Here is a 24513-nt window from a genome sequence, read left to right as displayed (position 1 = left end):
CGTATTGCGGATGGGTCAGAGCACGCATCCCATTTTGTGCTCGAGCCAGCCGTTCAAGCCAATGCGGCCTCCTCGAGAACCTTCAAAAGGGCATTTGCACTTGCAGTCCAAGTGTAGTGTTGCGCCCTCTTCTTTCCAGCTTGTGCCAACGTCTCCCGCGCTTTGGGCGGCATCGCTATGAACTGTGAAATTGCAGCGCTAATATCTTCGATGTTCAGCGGGTCGAAGTACAATACGCTGTCTCCCAGAACCTCAGGCATTGCCGTGGTCGAGGAAGATAGTACCGGTGTTCCGAGGATCATCGCTTCGAGAGGCGGGATCCCGAACCCTTCATAGAGTGATGGCCACAAGAAGGCGGTGGCGCAGGCATAAAGCGCTTTGAGTTCGGCATCCGAAACCCTTCCTAGCAGCCGGATACGGCCCGAATCTGTAATCTTCTCTTGGGCCACGCCGGGCGCGAAGCCGCCCGCCACCACCAGTGGCGGGGTATCCCCAGAGATTACACCCAATGCGTCCACTAAGCGCGCAATATTCTTGTTCGGACTCTGGTTCCCGGCGGCAAAGAAATAGCTCTGAGGAACCAGGCCATATCGTGTTAGGGTGCCCTCATCCGTTGGCGCAGCGATCATGTGCTCTGCGCTGTTGTGGATGACATCGAACCGATGCTCGGGCACTCTCAGGCACCGCGCGAGTTCACCGGCCGAGAACTGACTGACCGTTGCCAGATGCGTTACCCTCCGGGCCAGCAGCGGTCTCATCATCTTGTGGAATAGCCGGTAGCTCCGCGAGAATGCCTCGGGAAATGTCCAGATATTGGCATCATGTATGACCACAAGTTGTCGACGACAGATCAGCGGACCTGAACCGCAGAGACTGGCCAGCACGCCATTGCGCGCAACCTTTCCCAGACTGAACTGTTCCCAGGCATGCCCGGTGCCTCCTGGGAGCGGTGTGATTTGCAGCACCTGCCAGTCTGGCGGCGAAACGAGGCTGCTGCCTTCCGGATACCAGACGTGTATTGGTCCAAGACGCTGCGCCAATGTGGGATCCCCGCTGAGGCGCAGATCAAGTGCGGCTAGAATCTCCCGGGCGTAGCGCTGCACCCCTGAGATGGGTTGCACGAGGAAGCGGCCGTTTATGTGAAGGTTCATGATGAAGAAGACTTCGATTGGAGCACTTCTGGCGCGCGGCGACGACTCTCGGGTAGGTGCGCCATTGCGGCCAAGTACAATTCGGTCGTACGAGCCCCAAGGCGTTGAAGGTCCCACTCTGAAACGTCGCTGCGTTTTGCGCCATCGGCCAGAGAGGCCAGCGCTGACCGGTCCTTGAGGAGGTCGCGGATCTTTTTGGCTGTGTCGCTCATATCGTCGGGGTCTGAGATCAGGCCATTCACACCATTCTGAACGATTTCCTCGATGCCAGGAAGATCCGCGACGATGACGGGCTTTCCGGATGCTAGATATTGTACCACCACCCGTGGCAAACCTTCTCGTTCCGATGTCAGAATGCAGATATCGGCCAAGGAGATTAGCGCCTCGGGATCGCTACGAAAGCCGCAGAAAGTAACGTTGGGTGCTAGCCCGAGTTCTTCCACGGCAGCCCGAACTTTGTTCTCCACGGGTCCTTTTCCCGCGAACAGAATCCGTACATCCGGGATGTCCGGAAGGATTTCGGAAAAGGCCCTCAAAAACTCGATATGCCGCTTGCGCGGCTCATAAGCGGCTAACATTAGCACAACCTGGGGGCGAGATGGCGACGCCGGCTCGACACCCAAAAGATGACGCCAGTCTGCAGGCAACACTGCCGACCGGAACCGCTCCAGCGGCATTCCGGAGTAGACCGGTTCGACATGTCGGCAGATTCCGACGTCAGTATAAGTCTGCCCGACACTGCGGGAGACGGCGATGAACAAGTCCGTGTATCGCGCAGCGAATTTCTCGGCGGAGATATAGAAGGCGCGCTTTAGCCGACCGACGCCGTCGAACGGAATGATGTGAATACCATGGACGACCAGCGCACACGGGACTGTCGCCGATGCCAAGCGACCGATAATTCCTGCTTTGCTCTGATGCGTGTGGATCACGTCAGGACGGATTTCGGAGAACAGTCTTTGCAAGGTCTTTACGGCGCGGTAGTCTCGCAAAGGATTGATAGGGTGGACCAATTCTGGAATTTCCATGAAATGGATACGGTCTCCGTGGTGGTCCAGCCAGTGGGGATCGGGATCTGGGCCATGGAGCAGGATCACGTCATGTCCGTGATCAGCTTGCCAGAGGCAGGTTGCAATCGTGTTTTCCTCTGACCCGGCGCGCAGCAAACGGGTCAGAACATGAATAATGCGCATGATGAAACCTCCAACGCCTGTAAGGCTGCCATTGATCCGATAGCGCGGATCGCGGTCACGGGTAAATGCTGCCGTTCAAAAAAAACACGGTTGTCATGCGGTAACGACTTCCACGGCGTATTGCTGCACATTCATGTGTCGCAGCTCAAAATTGTGTACTCTTCTCTTGGGTGGGGCCGCACTGTTGTGTCGCACGCAACCTCTAGAATTTTACAAGTGCTTGCCGTGAGCCTTCCCCTTCAGGACGAGCACGCCATCTCGGAAATTGTGACCGCATGACAGAACTGAACGTCAATGCCTTCGAGGTGCGGCGTGCTTCCTTTTCGGGCGGCAGGGGACACGGTGTAAAAGCGGGGGCAGGCGCACTGAGCTACTCCCCATCTGTTGGACAGGATCTGGCGTGATTTAAGCTACTCTTTGCACCTGCTGATCGGGTTGGTTGATATCATTTCTCTGCCAGTAGACCAGCGCCGGAGGCTGGCCGCCCAGGGCTGAATGCGGGCGCTGGTGGTTGTAGAAGGTCATCCATTTCCGGATGGCCACTTTTGTCTCCGAACCGGTCTCCCAGGCATGCAGGTAGACGCACTCGTATTTCAGGGTGCGCAACAGCCTCTCGATGAAGATGTTGTCGAGGAACCGACCTTTCCCATCCATCGAGATCCGCGCCAGATCGACGTAGTCGATCCGTCCAGGAGAAGGACGTGAACTGGCTTCCCTGATCGGTGTTCATGATCTCGGGCGGGCCGAACTTGTGGATGGCCTCGTTCAACGCGTCGACGCAGAACTGGGCTTCCAACGTGTTCGAGATCCGCCAGGACAGAACCTTGCGGGTGTGCCAGTCCATGATCGCCACGAGGTAGAGGAACCCGCGCCTCATAGGCAGATAGGTGATATCCGAACACCAGACCTGGTTCGGACGTTCCACCCGCAGCCCTCTGAGCAGGTAGGGATAGGTCTTGTGCCCCTTCGCCGGCCTGCTTGTGTTGGGTTTCTGATAGATCGGCATCAACCCCATCAGACGCATCAGCCGGCGTATCCGCTTCTCGTTCACGAGATGCCCGTCATTGCGCAGGTGCCAGGTCATTTGCCGGACGCCGAAGAACGGCGTCTCCAAGAACTGCTCGTCAATCTGCCGCATCAGGCCGAGGTTCTGCTCCGACTCGCCCTTGGGCTCGTAGTAGAAAGACGAACGCGCGATCGACAGCAGCTTGCACTGCTGGCCGATCGACAAGTCCGGGTGGTCAGGCTCGATCATGCCGCGCCTCACTTCCCGCCCCAGGGCTTCAGCTTTCGTTCCAAAAAAGAGTTGGCCACCGCCAGCTCCCCGATCTTGGCGTGGAGTTCCTTCACCTGCTCCTCGTCAATCTCGGGCTTCTTGCGGCCCCCGCGCTCGAACACGCCGGACGCGCCTTCGAGCAGGGCTCGCTTCCATTGATGGATCATTGTCGGATGCACTCCGAACCGGCTTGCCAGCTCGGCCGCCGTCTCTTCACCCTTCAGGGCTTCCAGAGCGACCTTCGCCTTGAACTCAGGCGCGTGCTGCTTGCGTTTCGACATCTCTGATCTCCTTCTCGTCGAAGATCAGCAGACTCCAAATCGTAGCTTATGTCAGTGTCCGAATTTCGGGGGGTAGCTCACACCTTATTGACGTCTGTAGCGGAAGTGTGGGTTCTGGCAGGAGATACAATCCTTGCAGCTCCGACGAATCTGTGTTCCTTTCGCCACGCGGCTTCCGGTTTCTGCCGGCTGCCGCATGCAGTCTGATGCCGAACAAAGACAGCACGCTGCATGGGACGTTTCGTTTCGGAATTTTTCCTGCATCGCCACATGCTGGACAGCGGCCGCAAAAAAACGAACACACGAGAGCACTTAATGGCGACTGAAGCTGGCAAGCGGGCCGTTATCCTTACCGGACATTTCCCGATGCAGAAGCGGCGAGCAAATATCCTGTGGCTGAGCGATCACCTGCGCCAGGACGGGTGGCATGTCACAATGATCACAGTTGGCTACAGCCTGGTGTCAAAACTCCGCGGTGACCGGCGCTTCCAGCAGCTCTATGCTCCACCGGTTGTCGGCGAGATCATTCACGACGAGAGCCTGACCTCTGTGTTTTCCTATCCGCTCCTGCATCCCTTTAGCCTCAGGAAACGGATACTGGACGAATTGGCCCGCCCCCTGCATCAGACTTTCGTAATGCACTGGGCTCGCCGCCTGCCAGCCTACTTGAAGGATGCGGATCTTGTCGTCGTGGAGAGCGGCCCGCCGGTGATGCTGGCTCCAATTGTGCGGCGCGCAGCCCCTAGCGCCGCAATGGTTTACCGTGTCAGCGATGACGTCCGAGTTCTAGGGCTGCCCGATTTTGTCGTTCGAGCCGAAATGAAATATGCGCCGCTATTTGATCGTGTGAGCATGGCGAGCCCTTTGCTAGGGCGCCGGTTTGCCCATCTAGGCAATTTGAAGATCGATCCCATCGGAGTGGCTAAGAGGTTGTTGGACGGGGATCTCGAAGATCCGTTTGCTGGGCTTCCTCGCGCCAGACGAGAGGCTGTTTGTGCCGGAACCACGCAGTTCGACATAAAAGCCATGCGACTGATGGCAAAACTGCGGCCGACATGGAATTTCCATATTCTGGGGCGGCTGAGAGAGGAGGCCTGGAACGAACCGGAGAACCTCATCTTCCACGGCGAGCTACCCTTCGATCAGACGGCCGGATATGTGAAATACGCCGACATCGGACTTGCCCCCTATCTTGATAAACCTGGCGTCGAATACCAGACGGCGCAATCCAACCGCATGTTGATCTATCGCTACTTTGGTTTGCCGATGATTGGACCCAAGAGTATTTGCGATCCGCACATCCCAACGCTTGTCGGGTACGATTCCGACTCTGAGATAAGCATGGCCGAAGCTTTGGATAACCTAGAATCCATGAGCCGAAGGGGACCGGATCCCTATGTTCAAGACTGGTCGGTGCTCTATGAGCGTATTGTTTCAACACCGAAACCCCGCGTCTCTCTGGTTTCTTGATGCGTTCTTTTAACCGGGATGTCAGGTCGGAGGCCTTTGCAGACATGAAGGGCAGACCATAATGACGCGCGCCCTATTGCCGATTTCTCCGGTTTGTCTGCTGTTGTTCATGTGGGTGGTCACGATTTTCTTCGGAACCCTTCCCTTCGCATTTCCCGAAACTTTCAGGCTTGCGCTGTACTTTCTGGCACGCCAAGGCATGACTCCGGATGACTTCACTGTAATGGGCGCTGCGTGGCTGCTGGTTGCGCTCAGCGTATTTGTCGTGTCCAGCGTAGCCATCGCCGTCGCGCTGCCGACACCCGGACCGTTCGATACCAGCATCGATTTCAATAAGGCCGCGCAGATCACCTTTTCCCTCAATCTCCTGTTCCTTGTTGTGACCTTCCTGTGGGTTTTTGCTTCGGCGGCCAAGATGGGTGGGTTCCGGGCCATGATCATTCTTGTCCAGTTGGATGCCCTAGAGGCGCGAGAAGCGCTGCTTGATAATAAACTGTTCACCGGGATGCGGGTGATCTACGCATCATTGCCCGCCACCGGTGCCATGGCGGCAGCCATTCTTGCGGCAGGCCGGAAGACAGGACTTCTGGCACCGGTCGAGCGGCGCATGGCCACACTCACCTTCACCATGAACCTTATTGTTCTGCTGCTCCTACCCATCGTGATGTCCCAGCGTTTGCTGCTGCTACAACTGATCATGGCGGCCTACTTCTCAGTCTGCATGGTACATCGCAAACTTGTGGGTCGAAAATACATTCCGATCGGTTTGGGCCTGTTCATGATGACGTGGATCGGCCGGGAATCCCTGACTAATGCAACGATAGAAGCCAGCGGCATTGAAGTCGGCATTCAGAAGCTTTTTTTCTACTTCACCAACGATTTGCTTAACTCGTTCATGCCGATCAATGAGCAATTCGATCATACCCTCGGCTATTTTTCTTTCAAGTTCATCACCTATTTTACACAGACCGAAGGCATCCTCCGGGACGTGTTAGCAGAACGCCTTGAAGCGATGGGCAAGATTCGTGGCGGCGGCTCCTGGTCGATCCTGACCATGCCATATGTGGATTTTGGTGCTGTAGGAGCCAGCATCTATATAGCCGCTCTGGCGGCGCTCAGCATAGTGGTCTTCCACAAAGGTACAGAGAACGTGATCTGGGCCGCAATCTACGGACAATTCGCCGGAGCGTACGTCCTGTGCACGCACGCCATGTACTTCTCTCACACGAATTTCTTCGCAATGATGGTCATCTGTTCACTGATAGGAAAATATGCCGGGCGCCGTTCCCCTCAAGTGGGCTGATGTGATCCCCGAAAAGCTGGAGGGTACGCCTCCGGCGAGGCTTGCAATTACCCACAAGTATCCGGCGGTGGTGTTGCGAGACGGGCGCCTTCAACGAGGTCGGCGAGGCGGGAGAAGCCACGCCAGATTACCGTCGTCCCCGGTGGTGCGTCGGAAGCGCGGTCGAGGTATGCCTTCGGTGAGGGCCGTCTGCTCTGATTGAGCAAATGGTCGTAAGGCATTGCCTTATGGCATGCGCTTCAGTTGTTTCACCAATCGAGATCTTCGCCGCGGATGAGGTTGGCCGCCGTCGGCACTGGTCAGACGAGGACAAGATCCGGATCGTCGAGGAGAGCCTGCGCGGCTACCGGCAGGGCTCGGCGACCGCGCGCCGGTATGGGATTTCGCGGTCGCTGCTTTCGATCTGGCGGCGCGAGTATCGCAGCGGGACCCTTGGTGCGCCGGAGGTTGGCGGCGGTTTCGTGCCGTTGGTGATGGAGGGGCCACCGCCCGCGTCAGCGCGGCCGCCCTTGCGGGAGGCCGCGGATGTCCGGATCGACATCACGCTGACGAACGGGCGTCGCATGACGATCCCTGCTTCGCTGACCCCTTCGCATCTGGCGGCGTTGCTGGCCGTGCTGGACCCGCGATGATCGCCTTTCCGGCGGGGGCGCGCGTGTGGATTGCAGGCGGGGTGACGGACATGCGGTGCGGGATGAACAGCCTGGCGCTGAAGGTCCAGCAGGGGCTGGGTCGCGATCCGCATGGCGGCGAGATCTTCTGCTTCCGGGGGCGCAAGGGCGACCTGATCAAGGTTCTTTGGCACGACGGGGTCGGCATGTCGCTGTATCTGAAGCGGCTGGAAGCCGGGAAGTTCATCTAGCCGGTGAGCCAGAGCGGGGGTTTCGGCGGCGCAGCTCGGCTATCTTCTGGAGGGGATCGACTGGCGCAATCCGCGCTGGACGCAGCGGCCAGCATCAGCGGGTTAATCGACAATACTCCCTTGTTTTATTGGACTATTCCGGGGTGTCGTGGTAGGTCTTCGGCATGTCGGAGTCCCCATCGGAGATCGCTGTTCTGCGCGCCGCACTCGCTGCGGCAGAGGCCCGCGCGTCTGCCGCAGAGGGCGCTTTGGTCGCCGCCAAGGGGGAGTTGACCCAGGTTCAGGCGATCGTCTCGGCCTCCGAATACATGATCCGGCACCTTCGACTGCAGATCGCCAAGCTCCGGCGGGAGCAGTATGGCCATGGCGCCGAACGCCGTTCCCGGCTGATCGAGCAACTGGAGATGCAACTCGAGGACCTCGAGACAGATCTTGAGCAGGATCGGGCAAAGGCGGATGCCGCCGCAGCCAAGGCATCGGTCACGGCCTTCGAACGTCGCCGCCCAGCCCGCAAGCCGTTCCCCGAACATCTGCCCCGCGAGCGCGTCGTGGTTGAAACGCCGACTTCCTGCGCCTGCTGTGGCTCGGGGCGCATCGTGAAGATGGGCGAGGACATCACCGAGACGCTGGAGGTGATCCCCCGGCAGTGGAAGGTCGTCCAGACCGTCCGCGAGAAGTTCACCTGCCGCGACTGTGAGCGGATCAGCCAGCCGCCGGCGCCGTTTCACCCGACGCCCCGGGGCTGGGCCGGCCCGAACCTGCTGGCGATGATCCTGTTCGAGAAGTTCGGCCAGCATCAGCCCCTGAACCGGCAGGCCGAGCGTTATGCGAAGGAGGGCGTCGAGATCAGCCTCTCGACCCTGGCCGATCAGGTCGGGGCCTGTGCCGTGGCGCTGCAGCCGATCCACGATCTGATCCGTGCCCATGTCCTCGGCGCCGAACGATTGCACGCTGACGACACGACCGTGCCGCTGCTGGCCAAAGGCGGCACGCAAACCGCCCGGCTCTGGACCTATCTGCGTGATGACCGGCCCTTCGGCGGTGGGGCACCCCCCGCGGCGCTCTACTCCTTCTCCACCGACCGCAGGAAGGAACATCCGACCCGCCATCTGGCGGGCTGGACCGGCATCCTGCAAGCCGACGCCTATGGCGGTTACAACGACCTCTACAGCGCCCAGCATAAGCCAGCGCCGGTGCTCAGCGCGCCGTGCTGGTCGCATGCCCGGCGCAAGTTCTTCGAGCTGGCCGACATCAAGGCCACAGCCCGCAAGGGCAAGAAGGTCGCCGAGGAGATCTCGCCGATCGCGCTGGAAGCCGTCGAACGCTTCGACGCCATCTTCGATGTCGAGCGCGAGATCACCGGCCTGACCGCCGAGGTCCGCCATGACGCCCGCCAAAAGCTGGTGCGCCCGATGGTCAATGATCTGCATGACTGGCTGCGGATCGAACGCGCGAGAATGTCGAAGCACAACCCCGTCGCCAAGGCGATCAACTACATGTTCGAGGAAGACGGCCGCTGGGAGGCCTTCACCCGATTCCTTGATGATGGCCGGATTTGCCTCACCAATAATGCGGCCGAACGAGCCCTGCGCGGTGTCGCCCTCGGCCGCAAGGCCTGGCTCTTCGCCGGATCGCCCCGCGGCGGTGACCGCGCCGCCTTCATGTATTCCCTGATCGTCACCGCCAAGATGAACGACGTCGACCCGCAGGCCTGGCTGGCCGATGTCCTTGCCCGGCTGCCGGACATGCCCCTGTCGCGCCTGCCGGAACTCCTTCCCTGGCACTGGTCGCGAACCCTGCAAAGGAAAGCGGCATGACCCTGATCGCCCGCCTCCGGATCCTCCTGAACGACGTCGATCCGCAGCCGATGCGCCAGATAGAGGTGCCGCTGAAGATCAGGCTCGACCGGCTGCATGAGGTGGTCCAGGCAGCGATGGGCTGGACGGACACCCATCTCTACGAATTCCGGGCCGGTGGCGCCGGCCGGGGCGTGCCCGATCCGGACGGATTCTACGACGGCCCGATGCCCGCGAAGAAGGCGACGCTGCAAAAGGTGCTCGAAGATACCGGCGCAAGGACGATCCAGTATATCTACGACTTCGGCGATGACTGGGACCACAGCATCCGGATCGAGCGGGTCACAGAGGCCACCCCGGGCGTGAACTATCCACGGCTTCTGAAGGCCAGCGGAGCCTGCCCTCCCGAGGATGTCGGCGGTGCCCCGGGCTACGAGGAGTTCCTCGAAGCCCTCGCCGACCCGGACCACGAGCAGCACGACGACGTGGTCAGCTGGTCAGGTGCAACCTTCGATCCCGAAGATGCCCGGATCGACAGGATCGTCGAACGCTTCGACGAGCTCGCGAAGAAATTGGCCCCGCGGCCCGGCAAGCCCAAAGCACCCAAGGCCACTCCCTGAGCACGGCCACCCGTCCGCGGCCTACGCCGGATGGTTACACTCGGTCGACAGGCGCAGATTGTCGAGCCAGCGCATGCTTTCCTTCTGCTCGATCGGTACGCGGGTCGGGTTGATCTTGCGCTTGAGCGGAAACTCTAAGGACGGCCGAGGGCGCGTCGGGTAGCACATCACCGTGAACGCAGCCTTGAGGCCGCCGAAGTCTATCCCTCTCTCGCGACCCCATCCGTCCGCAATGTTCCCATGTTGCGGGTCGTGAGGCCGCGGCAACAGAACGGGATTGCGGTTCCTGCAGGGAGCAGTGTATCGATCCGCTGAAAACCTGCTCATGCTACAATGGAGAGCATAGCAATAGTGTGACGATGGACGGCTACGAAAAAAGTTACTCCCGCCCTACACTTCACAGGACTTCAGGCGACATGTTGGCCTTAAGAGAGGCGGGTATCACGAAATTGCTGCTTCTAAGGAAAGCCCAGTAGTGGAAACCTACTCTCATAGGGTCTCGTCAGCATATCCTGTTTTCCTTCCGGTGCCGGTTCTGTAGCTATGAATGTGTGCGGCATGCAGACGCTTGGCTGTTCGTACTCAGTGTACTCCCTCTAAAGGTTCAGCTTGATGAAAAACCAAAATATCATGCCCCAGCAGCCTTGGAGCAGCCCTGGGCCGCAGAAGCAAAGTCCGCCAACGACTTCGGCGATAGACTTCAAGCACCTCATCGGAATGATGTGGCGGGGGAAGTGGATCATCGTAGCCTGCCTTGCCGCTGCGTTGCTGATCAGCGGTTATTACGTCAAGAGGATCATGGTCCCGATCTACCGCGCCACGACCGTTGTCATGCTGGAACCGAACGAACAGAAGGTCGTCAATCTGGACAGTATCATCCCTGGACTGCCTGCGGCCAACGCATCCGTTATAAACTCTGAGGTAGAGGTTCTGCGGAGTCTTGGCCTTTTGGGCAAGGTGGTCGATCACTTAGGGCTAACGTCGGATCCTGAATTCAACGCCAGTCTGCGCCTCCCGAGCCTCAAGGCCCAGTTGCAGGACAGGATCTTCACTCTGCTTAACCTCCACGAGTTGGAGACCGTCACGCCCGATTCCGAAGAAATCCGGGCAAACACGGTTTCTATGCTGCGCCAAGTTGTCACTATCCGAAATCTTCCATCTACTCTCGTCTTCAACATCCAGATCGACAGTGAGAACGCCAAAAAGGCTGCACTTATCGCCAATACTCTGGCGGATCTGTATATTCTTAATCAGGTTGAAGTGAAGTTTGAGGCCACAGAGCGGGCGACTGCCTGGCTTGCCCAAAGGGTGACCGAACTACAGGGAGATCTCGAAAATGCCGAAACCAGAGTCAGGGATTTCCGCGCCTCCATAGATCTTGTCAGCCCGGAAAACCTGCAGGCCCTCGAACGCCAGGCAAAAGAGATCCGCGACCGCTTGGCGTCGACTCGCGAGGCACTAGATCAGCAGGAAGAGCGGCAGGATGCGCTTCGCTTGGCGAAGAGTTATGAAGACAAAGCCTCCATCGCAGACGACAGCCAGCTTACGAATTTCCTCCCAAACATCGGAACGCCGTCGATCCGGACGGCCTTTGACAACCGGTTCGACGCGCTCGTATCCCGCAGCCAAGACAATCTGGGACGCCTGCGAACCCAAGTGACAACGCTTGAAACCTCGGCGGTGGAACAGGAAGCGCAAGTGGCACAGCAAAGCAATGATCTTATCCGCCTCGAGCAACTTACGCGGGAAGCTGAAGCCAGCCGATTGCTGTACGAATACCTTCTGACCCGGCTCAAGGAAACTTCAGCCCAGCAAGGTATTCAGCAGGCTGACAGCCGTATCTTGTCTTCGGCGGTCATTCCCAAGCTACCTGCGGCGCCAGATACCGGCATGATCATTACTATGTCCGGCATCATCGGGTGTGTCGCTGGAGCCGCAATCATTCTGTTGCAGTCGGTGCTACGGAACACCTTCGTCACTGGCCGTGACTTGGAAATCAGCACCGGCTATGTTGTAATGGGGCAAATCCCAGAAATTCCGCGACGGCAGCGGCAAGATGCGATTCGATATATTGCAAATAATCCGCTTTCCGAAATCAGTGAAGCTATCCGGAATATCCGTACATCGGTTATGCTGAGCAATATTGAACACCCGCCTCAAGTTATTACCATCACCTCCGCTCTACCTGGAGAGGGGAAGACAACATTGTCGATCGCCTTGGCCCAGAACATCACGAACATGGGAAAGAAGGTTTTGCTCATAGAGGGGGACATTCGCCGCCGAATTTTCCAACACTACATCGACCTAAGCTCGACTAAGGGCCTGGCTTCGGTGCTGGACGGAAAAAGCTCCATTCAGGATGCCGTTATGAAAACAGATCTGATCAACTGCGACATCCTCTCCGGTCAGGATGTCGATCTCGAAAGGTCTGATCCGTTCACCTCGAAGGGATTTGACACTCTCATCATGGAAGCACGTAAACTCTATGATTTCATTATCATTGATACGCCGCCCGTACTGATCATTCCGGATGCACGCATCATCATGCAGTACACGGATGCAGCCATTTTTGTTGTTGCTTGGGGGAGGACTAGCAAGCCGCAGGTGGAAGAGGCCCTAAATATCTTCGAGACTTCCGGTCAGCGTATTAATGGCCTCGTACTCAATTCGGTCAATCGCAAGAAACTTGACAGAATGGGATATGGCGGCAACTACGGTGCCTATGGAAAGTATGGAAAGCGTTATTATAGCACAAACTGAATCGGTAATCCCCCCATTCTTTCGATGGTTGATCTGAGCTGATACCCGTCTCTCTGTGAAACGGCGTGCAATTTTGACCCCGTAGGTGTTCAGTCCCGGCATCTGGTGGATCGGATCAACATTGAATCTGTCTGGTTCAGATGTCCAGATTTTGCAGATGTATTCGTATGGCGTGAGACCGCTGAGTGTCTTCAATCGTCGAGCGAAGTTGTAGGCAGCCATGAAGTCAGCGAGGTGCGTCCGGAGTTGATCGTGGCTTTCGTAATGGAAGCGTTTGACGGTCGCGTCCTTGATTGTTCGGTTCATGCGTTCGACTTGACCGTTGGTCCACGGGTGGTTTGGTCAGGCGATGCTCGATCCCGTTTACCTCGCAGATCATATGTAAGCGCCCGATAGTTCTTGCAGTTACCCATAAGTGTCTGCCCTGGCCCGCCTCTCGCCCGTGCTGGAAGGACGATGATCGCGTTCCCGGCGGGGGTGCGCGTCTGGATCGCAGGTGGGGTGACCGACATGCGGCGCGGCATGAACACCTTGGCTCTGACGGTTCAGCAGGGGCTTGGGCGCGATCCGCATGCGGGCGAGATCTTCTGCTTCCGCGGCCGCAAAGGCGACCTGGTCAAATTGCTCTGGCACGATGGTATCGGCATGTCGCTCTACACGAAGCGGCTCGAGGCGGGGAAGTTCATCTGGCCGTCCAGCGGGAGCGGCGAGCGGTGCAGATCTCGGCGGCCCAGCTCGGCTATCTTCTGGAGGGAATAGACTGGCGCAATCCGCGCTGGACGCAACGCCCGAAAAAAGCCGGATAGGCCGCCGCTAAGCCCTTATTTTGTTGGGTGTATGCGTGCCTGCGTGGTAAGCTTTGACCATGCCAGATACCGCCTCCGAGATCGCCAGACTACGCGCCGCGCTTGCCGCTTCGGAGGCCCGCGCCGAGGCTGCCGAGAGCGAGCTGGCGCAGACCCGGGCGGTGGTCTCGACCTCGGAAGCGATGATCAAGCATCTGAAGCTGGAGATCGCCAAACTCAGGCGAGAGCACTATGGCCACAGCTCGGAACGCCGCGCCCGGCTGATCGACCAGATGGAACTGCAGCTCGAAGAGCTCGAGGCGGCCGCCACCGAAGACGAGATTGAAGCCCTGAACGTGGCGAAGACCTCGGCCGTCGCCGGCTTCGAACGCCGCCGCCCGACGCGCAAGCCTTTCCCGGACCATCTCCCGCGCGAGCGCATAGTCATCGAAGCGCCCACCACCTGCTCCTGCTGCGGGTCGGACCGCATCGTGAAGATGGGCGAAGACATCACCGAGACGCTCGAGGTCATCCCTCGGCAGTGGAAGGTCATCCAGACCGTCCGTGAGAAGTTCACCTGCAGGATCTGCGAGAAGATCAGTCAGTCCCCCGCGCCATTCCATCCGACGCCGCGGGGATGGGCTGGGCCGAACCTGCTGGCGATGGTTCTGTTCGAGAAGTTCGGGCAGCACCAACCGCTCAACCGCCAGGCCGAGCGCTACGCCAAGGAGGGCGTCGATCTCAGCCTCTCGACGCTGGCCGATCAGGTCGGGGCGTGTACCGCCGCGCTTGAGCCAATCCATGCCCTGATCCGGCCCCATGTTCTGGCGGCCGAGCGCCTGCACGGCGACGACACCACGGTCCCCCTCCTGGCGAAGGGAGGGACGCAGACAGCACGTCTCTGGACCTATGTTAGAGATGACCGGCCCTTTGCTGGCGGGGCGCCGCCAGCCGCGCTGTTCTACTTCTCGCGCGACAGGGAAATGGCCCATCCGAACCGGCATCTTGCAGGGTGGCAGGGCGTTCTCCAGGCCGACGCCTATGGCGGCTACAACGACCTCTACCGTGGTGGGCGTGATCCCGGTCCCGTGCTGAGCGCTCTCTGCTGGAGCCATGCTCGACGGAAGTTCTTCGAGCTTGCGGACATCAAGGAGAACGCCCGCCAGAAGAAGCCCGCGCACGACATATCACCTGTCGCGCTGGAAGCCGTGAAGAAGATCGATGCCATCTTTGACATCGAGCGCCAGATCAATGGCCTGGATGTCGCCAGCCGGCTCGAGGCCCGGCACCGGCTGGTCCGCCCACTGGTCGAGGACCTGCACGACTGGATGCAGGCCGAGCAAGGCACCATGTCGAAGCACAACCCCGTTGCCAACGCGATCGCCTACATGTTCAAGAAGGACCGTTGGGACGCCTTCACGCTCTTCCTGAACGACGGGCGGATCTGCCTGACCAACAATGCAGCCGAGCGCGCACTTCGCGGGATTGCACTGGGAAGAAGGTCCTGGCTCTTCGCCGGCTCCGAGCGCGGCGGCGACCGAGCAGCCTTCATGTACTCCCTGATCGTCACGGCAAAGATGAACGACATCGACCCGCAAGCATGGCTTGCTGACGTCCTCGCCCGGCTCCCCAGCACGACGGCATCACGCGTGCCGGACCTTCTGCCCTGGAATTGGCAGCCATCAGAGCGCCGGCGCGCGGCATGACCACGGCCTATGCCGGATGCTTACCATCAACGCGGTCGCCGAAAGCTTCTTCCAGTTGCTGAAACGCGAGCGCGTCAGACGTCGAACCTATCCGACCAGAGAAGCGGCAAGGCAGGACGTGTTCGAATATATCGAACTCTTCTACCACCCGAAGCGCAAGCATACGAACAACGGCATGCTGTCGCCCGTTGACTTCGAAATCAGGCAGCAGAAACCGAACCAGGCAGGTGTCTAGAAAACTAGGGTCAGGACCCATTGATTTTGCCCTTGCGGCATGATTCAGCCTCCGCAAGGAGACTGAACGATGAGCAACCTTTTCTGGCTGACCGATGCGCAGATGGCGCGGCTGGAGCCCTTCTTTCCCAAGAGCCATGGCAAGCCGCGTGTCGATGACCGGCGGGTGTTGAGCGGCATAATCTTCGTCAATCGCAATGGCTTGCGCTGGCGTGATGCGCCGAAGGACTATGGGCCGCCGAAGACCCTCTACAACCGCTGGAAGCGGTGGAGTGACAAGGGGATATTCGCGCGGATGATGGATGGTCTGGCCGCCGAAGCTGCAGTTCCGAAGACGGTGATGATCGACGCGACTTATCTGAAGGCGCATCGCACGGCGACCAGCCTGCGGTCGAAAAAGGGGGACCCGACGACCAAAAGGGCCGTCTGATCGGCCGCACAAAGGGAGGCATGAACACCAAGCTGCACGCCGTCACCGATGCGGAAGATCGCCCGATCCGGTTCTTCATGACCGCAGGCCAGGTCAGCGATTACACCGGCGCAGCGGCCCTGCTGGGCAGCTTGCCAAAGGCGGACTGGTTGCTGGCCGATCGGGGCTATGATGCCGACTGGTTCAGAGAAGCATTGAAAGACAAGGGGATAAAGCCCTGCATCCCCGGCAGAAAGTCTCGCGGCAAGCCCATCAAGCATGACAAGCGCCGCTACAAACGCCGCAACAGGATCGAGATCATGTTCGGGCGACTGAAGGATTGGCGCAGGGTTGCCACCCGTTACGACAGGTGCCCCAAGGTGTTCCTCTCCGCCGTCGCACTCGCCGCTATCGTCATGTTCTGGCTATGATCCGAGAACGAGTCCTGACCCTAGGGGCGCCTCACTAGGCCGAGGCGATCACTCCACTGCTGGGTCAGTTCCCAGTGACATCCAACAGAGCTAATCTTCACAGGGGCCACACAACCGCGACGTGGAGCTTCACAAAATCGCTGAAATGGCCAGATTGCCACACTATGAACATATTCCCGCATAAGGTGTTCTGGCGGTCTTGAACTAACCTGAGGCATAGATTCTTGCACCGACGGTACCAATGACCCGAGAGTGGAGGGCGTCATGAAGATCCTAGTCGTGGACGACGATCCCGTCATCCGTGAGATCCTTGCAGAAATATTGAGTGCCTATGGGTTCTCGAGTTGCAGATTTGCGGCCTCAGGCAAAGAAGCTTTAGAAATCGTGCAGGAAGAGTTCTCCCCTTTTGACTGTTTTTTGCTCGACATCCAAATGCCAGAAATGACCGGCATACAACTAACGGCCAAACTTCGAAAAAAAACTGATTATCAGATTACTCCAATCGTGATGATCACAGCGATTAACGATAGAAACTATGTAGACAATGCATTCTCGGCAGGTGCCACCGATTATATCAACAAGCCTTTTGATATCGGCGAGCTGCAAGCCAGGCTAAAACTTATAGAATCCTTGGTCAATGAAAGAAGGAATAAGGTCTCACTATCCACTCGAAATTTTCAGAAATCGAACAGAAAAGTGAAGAGGGCAGATCTAAAATCACCTCTGCATATAAGTGACATAGATGGAGCCATCGATTACTTGGCGATGGAGAATTATCTCCTGCAGATGTCACGCATGTCGTTGTTTGGTAGCTGCGTATTCGGCGTCGCGATACAAGATGGAAGCCGCATATTTTCAGATCTGAACGAGATAGAGTTTCAATTTATAATCGCCGATGTTATGGAGGCAATTTCTGACTGCCTCAAGCCCCATAAGTTTATGATTACCCATGTTGGATGCGGGACGTTTGCGTGCGTGCGAGACTCTGGGCGCTCATTTATTTCGAAAGACCTATTAAGAGATATAATGACCCGCCTTTCAGAAATGAACCTGCACCACAACAATGGAAGTCCGATCATTATTCGCGTCACAATCAGCGAACCTATTCAGCTTGATCTCAAATCTCCGAAGGCCACTGTGCACGCCCTAATCTCTGCTGCTGCAAACGCTGAAGCCGAAGCGGAAGATCCTGGGCACGTCCCTCCTTCATCGGCTCCTTTTAGTCTGGCATCCATCATGGGACGGAACTAGGTGAGTCCATGAATACGGCCTTATCCTTGGGTCTGGAAAAGATCAAAAAGCAGTTCCTGGTTATCTTGGAGCAAAACCTGGTGCAGATGTCCGAAGCTGTAGATCAGTTGCACGACCCGCTTCCCCATGCACCTTCGTTGAAGACTATCTGCGACATCGCACACAAAATAGCCGGCACTGCAGGAACTTTGGGATTCACTGAACTCGGAGCACAAGCTGCGGTGACGGAAGACCTTATCCGTCAATATGGCATCGACACTCCGATTATAGACCCTATCCTTCGCGATGAGCTTGAAAAGCTACTATATCTTGCGGCGCATCCTAATTAGGAGGAGAATGGGCGATCAACTTTGCCAAGAAGTCAAAGCTCCATTTTTCATTGCCCCCATAGCGTATCCTTGCAATTTAACGGCATATGTTACCTTAACTATTCTCCAACCAGCATCATTATCCCCAAATCACCCCAATACAAAAATCTAAACTCTGCACTCCCACCTCCCCAAAATGACGGCTTCAAAATGATTAATATGGAGCCCAACATGGATTCGAGGCTTGCCGCAATTTTGCCCTGTATCTGACAAATTCTGGGGCAGGAATTGGCACAAAAATGCCACAAGGATTCGGATATAATTTTAAATGATGAGCCAATGGTGAGCGGTATGAGAATTCTCGTCGTCGACGACGATCCCAACATCCTTGAAATTCTGCGCGTCATCCTCACCACAGAGGGAGCGCGCCACGTTGCATGCGCTGCATCCGCCAAAGAAGCTATTTTATCCATTCGCAGCGAAAGCAAGCCCTTCGACTGCCTCATTTTCGATATTTCCATGCCTGGCACTGATGGAATTCAGCTATGTAGACAAGTGCGTGCAATGGACGAGTATAGACCTGTTCCGATCATAATGTTGACTGCACTCCGCGAAGAGGAGAGTATGCGTGAAGCCCTACAGGCCGGAGCTTCTGACTACATAACGAAGCCCTTTGACGTGCTGCAGGTTGGCGTTCGCATTCGCATGGCTGCGAGGCTGGTTAAAGCGAATCGCCTATTGACATCCATGCGCGAGGAGGAGCAACGAGAGGCCAAAACAGCATTGCGGCTCAAATCCAATTTGACTCGCAAGGAGATCATGACTTTATTTGCCGCAGACCTCTATAAGTCCAGCAAAGGATGAGGCGTATAACGGATTTCTCTAAACGGATATGAGGCGGATATTCAGAATAATTTGTGCGTGAAGCAAAAAAAACTTTGCGCTTCCTGATTTACATATCGACCACATTCATGATTGCGGACTGTACGCGATCACCATCTATCGTCATTAGTGGGCCAACCGGAAATGCGGTCATTCCTATCCGCTTTAGCCATCTGGGGAATACTGCTGGCACGATTCCTATAATCCGGGCCGCGCCGAGATGGCTTGCGGTCAGCGCTGCGTGCTGCATCAGTATGGTTTGGATACGCTGACGCCGTTCTGCTGGTACTTTGTGTGAAATGAACATTCGAGTTGCCTCCCAAATATCTTCTCGCACTGGAGCCTCGATGAACAACAAGTCTCTTGGAATGCTATCGATTAACCCAAGCTGCGTATCGCGGATCATGTAGCTGTACAGTCCGCACCTGGCGGTGGTCGGGATCAGCCTTAGGCCGGCGAAAATTTCGCCAAATTCGTGAACGATCACCCAACGACAGAGGGGAGTATCGTACTGATCGAACTCCATTCCCTCCACCTCCGGCAGCTGCCACTGGCGCCGCTGAATGAACGTCTCATGTCGGCTTCGCAAGTACTTTACGAACAGGTCACCGTGCTCATGAATGGTCATGTAGGACAGAGTAGTGACCCTAATACCCCCCTCAAGTGCAGCCCGAGGGGAGCTTTCCACTTGGTGTATTCTAGTTATCCTCTGCCTTGGTTCTGGCGGGATCGCATCTTGGTCGATCAGTTCCGGAAACTGCTCCGGCAGGAACGCCGGTCCCAGACTGCTCTGCTTCATCAGCACGGTCGATCTTTGACCTCTCACTTTCCACCCACATGACGCACTTTTAGCGTGCATGCTTGATGCCACAATACCGCCTCAATTGTGAAGGAAAAAAGTCTATGTCCCGAGAAATGATGTACGTCCATCTAGTGATGGCGAGATTTGCATGGTTTAGATGCACAAACATCAGGGAAGCGAGGTCGCATCATGAAGTTCTTTACATGGTTCGGCGAGACCGCAAAAAATCAAGATGACGTAGAAATACTTGCAAGTCAGATCAAAGACTACTGCGACGTCGGCCTGAAGTTGCTCTGGCAGCGTCAGATGATATTCACAGCCGCACTGACGCTCCAAGCGTACTACTACAGCTGGAAACTGGCGCTGATCACCCTTTTCCTGCTCATCGTGACAGAAACATTTGACTATCGCTTGTTTAAGCGCGCATCAATGCTGACCGCAACTTCGCCAAAGCAGGTGATCCGGACTCTGTGGCGGATCCGGCTCAGCACTTTGCTCAGCGCAGGGATTATCAGCTTCTTCGCTATGTCGATCGCTGTCCTTCAAGGCTTGGCGAGCCACTTCATGCCGCTCTTCTTCCTGTTCGCAGCGGCTCTCTTCGCGGCGATGAACAACCACCAAATCCTATCCGTACTCGCCTTGAGGTTGGCAATCTACGGCATTGTCTTTCTTGCTATACCGCTGCGAGACATTTTGCAGACCGGGGCGTCCTTGGCGTCGGAACTTTGGATCCAAATGTTCACGAGCATTTTCGTATTGTACTTTATCATCGACTGCTCCAGGATATACCTCGAACTTTACCGGGCAAACGCTGAAAAATTAAGAGCTCTAAAGGCAGAGCATGCCATTTCCGTAAGCGCCCTAGCAGCAAAATCGGAATTCCTCGCGACCATAAGTCATGAACTGCGTACGCCACTCACCTCGATCAAGGGATCTCTCGATTTGGTAAACTCGGGCGCATTAGGGCCGGTACCTCAAAAGTTCGAGCGAGTCCTCAATATTGCACAACAAAATTCCGAGCGCTTGAAGTCACTCATCAACGAGCTTCTGGATCTCCAGCAAATGGAATCTTCCAAGATGAAGTTTGTGTTCCAGCCTGTTCAGATGAAAGAAGTAGTATCGAGCAGTATTGCTCGCACGCGTCCATTTGCCGAAAGTCTCGGAATAGATATTTCCTCGGATGACATTGATGAATCAATACACATCCATGCCGACGCGTCCAGGCTTGAGCAGGTCATCACCAACATGTTGTCAAACGCAGCCAAATTCTCCAATCGAGGCGATGATGTCTATGTTAGAGTTGTCGCGAATCCGAGCATCATATGCTTGCAAATTGTCGACAAAGGCATCGGTCTGTCCGAAGAACATCGGGCAAAGGTTTTTGACAGGTTCAGCCAACTAGACTCTTCGGACAAGAGGAAAGTCAGTGGAACTGGATTAGGAATGAACATTTCCAAGGCAATCATGGAAGCCCACAACGGCAAGATCGATTATTTCCGGAATGCCGACAAAGGTACAACCTTTTACATAGAGATGCCACGTACGGAGGCGCCTTCGAATTCCGGGTCCGCCGAGACTGTGAACAGTACTAAGGCCCAGGTCACCTAGTCGCCCGAAAAATAATATCTGGCGGACCCTATATACGGGCCGCAGCGAAGCGTGAGCTCAAGCTATTCATGCATGTGGTTGATAACTTCGGTGCTCACTAGCATCGGTTCAAATGGCGCCAGAGCATACATTATCTGCTCCGAGAGCGTCAATGGATCAAACGGCTTTAGGATAACAGCAATCCCACCAGCCTTTATCAACGCCTTACGGTCATTCTCCTGCGCTCGTGCAGTCATGAATATTGCGGGGGTGTGTGCATATTTTGCCAACTTTCGAAGCTCTTGAAGCAAAACTTCCCCTCCCATATCGGGCAGCACAACGTCCAATAGCAGGGCATCAACTTGATTATGATTGGCAAATTCTAGAGCTTCCTTCGGAGACGAACATTGCTCGATATCTATATGACCTGAAAGGCTTAGTGATAATCTCGTGATTTCCACGATATCTTGATCATCTTCCACATGCAGTATCTTCAATTTTCGACTCAACATTCCACATCTCTTCCCGGAACTATTAGTATGTTGTAACGCCCCCACCGATCCAACATGTGGCGCGGAAGGAGTAAAGGCAATTCTACTCATGCCCATTATTTTAACTTAAAATCACAATATAATATCATTGTGATTTTCTGTATCTGGCCAGTAATTTGATGTCCGCGCGACCGAGCCGTTCGGAATCCTTATCATACACAGCCGCGCTGCATATCCCACGTGGCAGCTCGGTTGGCATTTGGCTTTCTCCGTAATTCATTCTCCGCGGGGCGTCATTTTCATTGCGGTAGAGAGGTGTGGGTCCACTCGTGTTATCTAGAGACGCGTCTCCGAACAGGCACGCTTGTCTCCAAGACAATTTCTAACTTGCCATAGATATCTTCTCAATTTTTTCTGAAAGACGAATGTTGACGCGTGTCTTGGTCGCCTTCAATAGGCGATTGAAGTTGGGCTTAGATGCCGTAAGCAATTGCAGAGGTTCACTCACTGTAATGTCCAGAATGGGCTCATGTCGCAGCGCGACCCCGGATATCCTTCGGGAGAAGCATTGCATTACTCCCTGCTCCACAACTTCGGGAGTACCATATCCGACGCTGTCGGCGGCACATAGGAAGGTGCCGTCACCTATATGGGTCACAAAGACCTTATTGATCGCGGAGAAGTCTCTAATCGCATCCACAAAGACTCCCAGAAACTCGATAAATTTATCTCCTTTGATCAGGCTATATGTTTTCCCAATATTTTCAATTCTTATGGCTATGACGTCGACGCAGCAATTATCTGAGCGAGTGATTCGTTCAAGATAGTTTCTAAATACATATATCGGCAAAAGATTCTTTCCCTGCAGTCGGGAACTTTGATGAGCTATGGAGTTGTTGACCTGCTGCAATAAGACATTTGAATGGCTTCCCGCATGGCCCTTTATGCCCGAAGGCATTTCTAAATGTCCATCTAGCGCGGCTTGCCCCTCCATCGACAGACGCTGTGCTATCTTGATGCGTGCGGCCACCTCGAAGTATTCGAAGGGCTTTGTTATGTAATCCGTCGCACCGTTTTGGAACGCAGCCTCGATCGATCTACGCTCTTTCATACGCGTAATCATTAAAATCGGAGTCTCTTGATAGCGATTCACATCACGTATATCTGCGCACAATTCGATGCCACTTTTGCCTGGCATTGAAATGTCCAATAAGAAGCAGTCAAAATTTTGCGTGTTGTCGCCGATGTAATGCTCGGCGGTCTCAGCAGAGGTGGCAGCGGTCAGGTCTGAAAATCCGGACTCCAGTAAGCAGTTGCTCAACAGCTGAATGGCTATGGGATCATCATCCACGATCAGTATTTTCATTGCACGGCTCCTGTGTGTTGACCGGTCATTCGACTGTGCGGTGCTGCAAGGTGGTACCGGATGTTGCCGGTGATCTGGGTGCCGCTTGGGTCCCAACCATTCATGCCTCTCGCTCTTGCAATCAACTTAAAGGGGAATTTTGTCCAAAATATGTTTCGCCAGCGCAAGATGTTGAGGGGATGCTGAGCGACGTGTGGTGACCTGAGATGATGATGTCCCAGCTCGTGGTGTAGCTGGTGGCGGGCCTCACGCTCTGATGCGGGCCGTGCTGGTCAGTCGCGCTGCGCGGCAGGCAGGCTGACAATGGCATCATCGCAGACCGGCGCGAGCGTTTCCAGCGAGAGATAGCGTCCGCGCTGGACGGTCCATTCCTCGGTCTGCTCCATCAAGATCGCGCCGACGAGCCTGCGGATCGAGGCCTCGTTGGGAAAGATGCCGACGACATCGGTGCGCCGCTTGATCTCGCTGTTCAGTCGCTCGATCGGATTGGTCGAATGCAACTTGGCGCGATGCTGGGCGGGGAAGGTCATGTAGGCCAGCACATCCTCCTCGGCCGTGTCCATCAGCGTGGCGAGCTTTGGGCGCATTTGATCCGCCACCAGCCGCCATTGAGCCTTGGCCGTGACGTGGTCCGGCTGGGCAAAGGCGGTCGCGATGAAGGCTGACACCACCCTGCGGCTGCTCTTGCCAGCATGGGCGTGAGCATTGCGCTGAAAGTGGACACGGGGGCTGTTGAAAAAGGCGCGATTTGCTGATTCCATTGGGATGTCGACATCGTGTGGAGGGTGGCATGATCGGCAGTCGGACCCGGGATCAGTTGGAGTTCTTTGTCTGCGGATCGCTGCGTGAACTCGTTCCGGATGATCACATCCTGGCACGGGTCGATCCTGTGCTTGATCTGGGATGGCTCCGCGCTGAGGTCGCAGATTTGTATGCGCCTGGCGTCGGCAGGCCGGGCATTGACCCCGAAGCGGCCGTGCGTCTCATGCTGGCCGGGTTCCTCTTGGGGGTCGTCCACGACCGACGATTGATGCGCGAGGCGCAGGTGAACCTTGCGATCCGCTGGTTCGCCGGGTTTGGCCTGAACGAGAGACTGCCGGACCATTCGTCGTTGACGCGCATCCGCCAACGCTGGGGCGCCGAGCGGTTCCGCCGCATCTTCGAGCGCACTGTGCAGGATTGCGTGACCGCCGGGATCGCCAAGGGCGAGATCGTGCATGTGGATGCCTCGCTGATCCGAGCGGACGTCTCGTGGGACAGCCTGGTCGTTCGCCATGTCGAAGCGGTCAGGTCCGCGAACGACGATGCCAAATTGGTGGCGGAAGCGATCCGGCACACCCGCAATTCGAAGAAGACCGGCAAGTTCAAGAAGGTCTGCCCGACCGATCTGGACGCGACGATGGCGACCAATGGCCGGAACCGCCGTCTGGAGCCGAGCTACAAGCAGCACGGCGTCGTCGATGACGTGTTCGGCGTGGTGCTCGAGGTCGAAGTGACAACCGGCGAAACCAACGAGGGCGAGGAACTCCTAGCCCGCCTCGACGCGGCC

At 56.4% G+C, this 24513-nt stretch carries 21 protein-coding genes and 4 pseudogenes; 16 read left to right on the top strand and 9 right to left on the bottom strand.

What is annotated here, in order from left to right:
- Positions 1-53 precede the first annotated feature (53 nt).
- The 3 genes and pseudogenes from ACN0SY_RS19320 to ACN0SY_RS19310 all read right to left on the bottom strand — a co-directional run bounded on the left by ACN0SY_RS19320 (position 54) and on the right by ACN0SY_RS19310 (position 3901).
- Complete coding sequence (locus ACN0SY_RS19320; RefSeq protein ID WP_417690102.1) at positions 54-1151, bottom strand: glycosyltransferase family 4 protein; 1098 nt, start codon at positions 1149-1151, stop codon at positions 54-56.
- The gene (locus ACN0SY_RS19315; protein ID WP_417690100.1) at positions 1148-2344 is read right to left on the bottom strand and encodes a glycosyltransferase; all 1197 of its coding nucleotides are present in this window, start codon (positions 2342-2344) and stop codon (positions 1148-1150) included. The genes ACN0SY_RS19320 and ACN0SY_RS19315 overlap by 4 nt, the downstream gene beginning before the upstream one ends.
- A gap of 405 nt (positions 2345-2749) precedes the next feature.
- Positions 2750-3901, bottom strand: a pseudogene (locus tag ACN0SY_RS19310) (IS3 family transposase).
- Positions 3902-4132: 231 nt separating this feature from the next.
- On the opposite strand from ACN0SY_RS19310, the gene ACN0SY_RS19305 reads away from it, so the two are divergent.
- The 6 genes from ACN0SY_RS19305 to ACN0SY_RS19280 all read left to right on the top strand — a co-directional run bounded on the left by ACN0SY_RS19305 (position 4133) and on the right by ACN0SY_RS19280 (position 9952).
- Positions 4133-5371 carry a hypothetical protein gene (locus tag ACN0SY_RS19305; RefSeq protein ID WP_417690098.1) on the top strand — a complete coding sequence of 413 codons (1239 nt, stop codon included), beginning with the start codon at positions 4133-4135 and terminating at the stop codon, positions 5369-5371.
- A 61-nt stretch (positions 5372-5432) separates the two neighbouring features.
- Complete coding sequence (locus tag ACN0SY_RS19300; protein ID WP_417690096.1) at positions 5433-6674, top strand: hypothetical protein; 1242 nt, start codon at positions 5433-5435, stop codon at positions 6672-6674.
- A gap of 227 nt (positions 6675-6901) precedes the next feature.
- A complete protein-coding gene (gene tnpA / locus ACN0SY_RS19295; RefSeq protein WP_417690094.1) occupies positions 6902-7306 on the top strand; it encodes an IS66-like element accessory protein TnpA in 405 nt (134 codons plus the stop codon).
- Positions 7303-7536, top strand: a complete 234-nt coding sequence (tnpB, locus tag ACN0SY_RS19290; RefSeq protein WP_417690092.1) for an IS66 family insertion sequence element accessory protein TnpB — start codon at positions 7303-7305, stop codon at positions 7534-7536. The genes tnpA and tnpB (ACN0SY_RS19290) overlap by 4 nt, the downstream gene beginning before the upstream one ends.
- 164 nt (positions 7537-7700) lie before the next feature.
- Positions 7701-9353, top strand: a complete 1653-nt coding sequence (tnpC, locus tag ACN0SY_RS19285) for an IS66 family transposase (RefSeq protein WP_417690090.1) — start codon at positions 7701-7703, stop codon at positions 9351-9353.
- The gene (locus tag ACN0SY_RS19280; RefSeq protein WP_417690088.1) at positions 9350-9952 is read left to right on the top strand and encodes a plasmid pRiA4b ORF-3 family protein; all 603 of its coding nucleotides are present in this window, start codon (positions 9350-9352) and stop codon (positions 9950-9952) included. Before tnpC (ACN0SY_RS19285) ends, ACN0SY_RS19280 begins: the two co-directional genes overlap by 4 nt.
- 21 nt (positions 9953-9973) lie before the next feature.
- Here the strand turns inward: ACN0SY_RS19280 and ACN0SY_RS19275 are convergent, their stop codons facing one another.
- A complete protein-coding gene (locus ACN0SY_RS19275) occupies positions 9974-10279 on the bottom strand; it encodes a hypothetical protein (RefSeq protein WP_417690087.1) in 306 nt (101 codons plus the stop codon).
- Positions 10280-10564: 285 nt separating this feature from the next.
- Between ACN0SY_RS19275 and ACN0SY_RS19270 the strand changes: the two genes are divergently transcribed.
- Positions 10565-12712: a GumC family protein gene (locus tag ACN0SY_RS19270; protein ID WP_417690086.1), complete on the top strand. Its 2148-nt coding sequence runs from the start codon at positions 10565-10567 to the stop codon at positions 12710-12712.
- A gap of 87 nt (positions 12713-12799) precedes the next feature.
- On the opposite strand, the pseudogene ACN0SY_RS19265 reads toward ACN0SY_RS19270, so the two are convergent.
- Positions 12800-13085 (bottom strand): annotated as a pseudogene (locus ACN0SY_RS19265) (integrase core domain-containing protein); the annotation flags it as partial.
- A gap of 83 nt (positions 13086-13168) precedes the next feature.
- Here ACN0SY_RS19265 and tnpB (ACN0SY_RS19260) point away from each other — a divergent pair.
- The 7 genes and pseudogenes from tnpB (ACN0SY_RS19260) (at position 13169) to ACN0SY_RS19230 (ending at position 18700) form a co-directional block, all read left to right on the top strand.
- Positions 13169-13471, top strand: a complete 303-nt coding sequence (gene tnpB / locus ACN0SY_RS19260) for an IS66 family insertion sequence element accessory protein TnpB (protein ID WP_417690085.1) — start codon at positions 13169-13171, stop codon at positions 13469-13471.
- A 106-nt stretch (positions 13472-13577) separates the two neighbouring features.
- Positions 13578-15203 carry an IS66 family transposase gene (tnpC, locus tag ACN0SY_RS19255; protein WP_417690084.1) on the top strand — a complete coding sequence of 542 codons (1626 nt, stop codon included), beginning with the start codon at positions 13578-13580 and terminating at the stop codon, positions 15201-15203.
- A gap of 28 nt (positions 15204-15231) precedes the next feature.
- A pseudogene (locus ACN0SY_RS19250) lies at positions 15232-15438 on the top strand (IS3 family transposase); the annotation flags it as partial.
- Between the two features lie 69 nt (positions 15439-15507).
- Positions 15508-16277 (top strand): IS5 family transposase gene (locus ACN0SY_RS19245; RefSeq protein WP_417690083.1). Its coding sequence is split into 2 segments (ribosomal slippage): positions 15508-15829 and positions 15829-16277, totalling 771 coding nucleotides; the frame shifts between segments, so codons are not numbered across the junction.
- 264 nt (positions 16278-16541) lie between these two features.
- On the top strand, positions 16542-17528 hold the full coding sequence (locus ACN0SY_RS19240; protein ID WP_417690082.1) for a response regulator: 987 nt from the start codon (positions 16542-16544) through the stop codon (positions 17526-17528).
- Between the two features lie 8 nt (positions 17529-17536).
- On the top strand, positions 17537-17857 hold the full coding sequence (locus tag ACN0SY_RS19235) for an Hpt domain-containing protein (protein WP_417690081.1): 321 nt from the start codon (positions 17537-17539) through the stop codon (positions 17855-17857).
- Positions 17858-18187: 330 nt separating this feature from the next.
- The gene (locus ACN0SY_RS19230; protein WP_417690079.1) at positions 18188-18700 is read left to right on the top strand and encodes a response regulator; all 513 of its coding nucleotides are present in this window, start codon (positions 18188-18190) and stop codon (positions 18698-18700) included.
- Between the two features lie 88 nt (positions 18701-18788).
- On the opposite strand, the gene ACN0SY_RS19225 is transcribed toward ACN0SY_RS19230, so the two are convergent.
- Complete coding sequence (locus tag ACN0SY_RS19225; protein ID WP_417690122.1) at positions 18789-19346, bottom strand: acyl-homoserine-lactone synthase; 558 nt, start codon at positions 19344-19346, stop codon at positions 18789-18791.
- A 363-nt stretch (positions 19347-19709) separates the two neighbouring features.
- Here ACN0SY_RS19225 and ACN0SY_RS19220 point away from each other — a divergent pair, with 363 nt between their 5' ends.
- A complete protein-coding gene (locus ACN0SY_RS19220) occupies positions 19710-21128 on the top strand; it encodes a sensor histidine kinase (protein WP_417690077.1) in 1419 nt (472 codons plus the stop codon).
- A gap of 62 nt (positions 21129-21190) precedes the next feature.
- Here ACN0SY_RS19220 and ACN0SY_RS19215 read toward each other — a convergent pair whose 3' ends face one another.
- The 3 genes and pseudogenes from ACN0SY_RS19215 to ACN0SY_RS19205 form a co-directional block, all read right to left on the bottom strand.
- Positions 21191-21619: a response regulator gene (locus ACN0SY_RS19215; RefSeq protein ID WP_417690075.1), complete on the bottom strand. Its 429-nt coding sequence runs from the start codon at positions 21617-21619 to the stop codon at positions 21191-21193.
- A gap of 361 nt (positions 21620-21980) precedes the next feature.
- Positions 21981-22964: a response regulator gene (locus ACN0SY_RS19210; RefSeq protein WP_417690073.1), complete on the bottom strand. Its 984-nt coding sequence runs from the start codon at positions 22962-22964 to the stop codon at positions 21981-21983.
- A 272-nt stretch (positions 22965-23236) separates the two neighbouring features.
- Positions 23237-23689: pseudogene (locus ACN0SY_RS19205) on the bottom strand (transposase); the annotation flags it as partial.
- 65 nt (positions 23690-23754) lie between these two features.
- On the opposite strand from ACN0SY_RS19205, the gene ACN0SY_RS19200 reads away from it, so the two are divergent.
- On the top strand, positions 23755-24513 hold a 759-nt coding region (locus tag ACN0SY_RS19200), incomplete at its 3' end, for a transposase (protein ID WP_417690071.1).

Source organism: Roseibium sp., assembly GCF_048261595.1.
GTDB lineage: Bacteria > Pseudomonadota > Alphaproteobacteria > Rhizobiales > Stappiaceae > Roseibium.
This window is presented reverse-complemented; position numbering and strand designations above follow the sequence as displayed.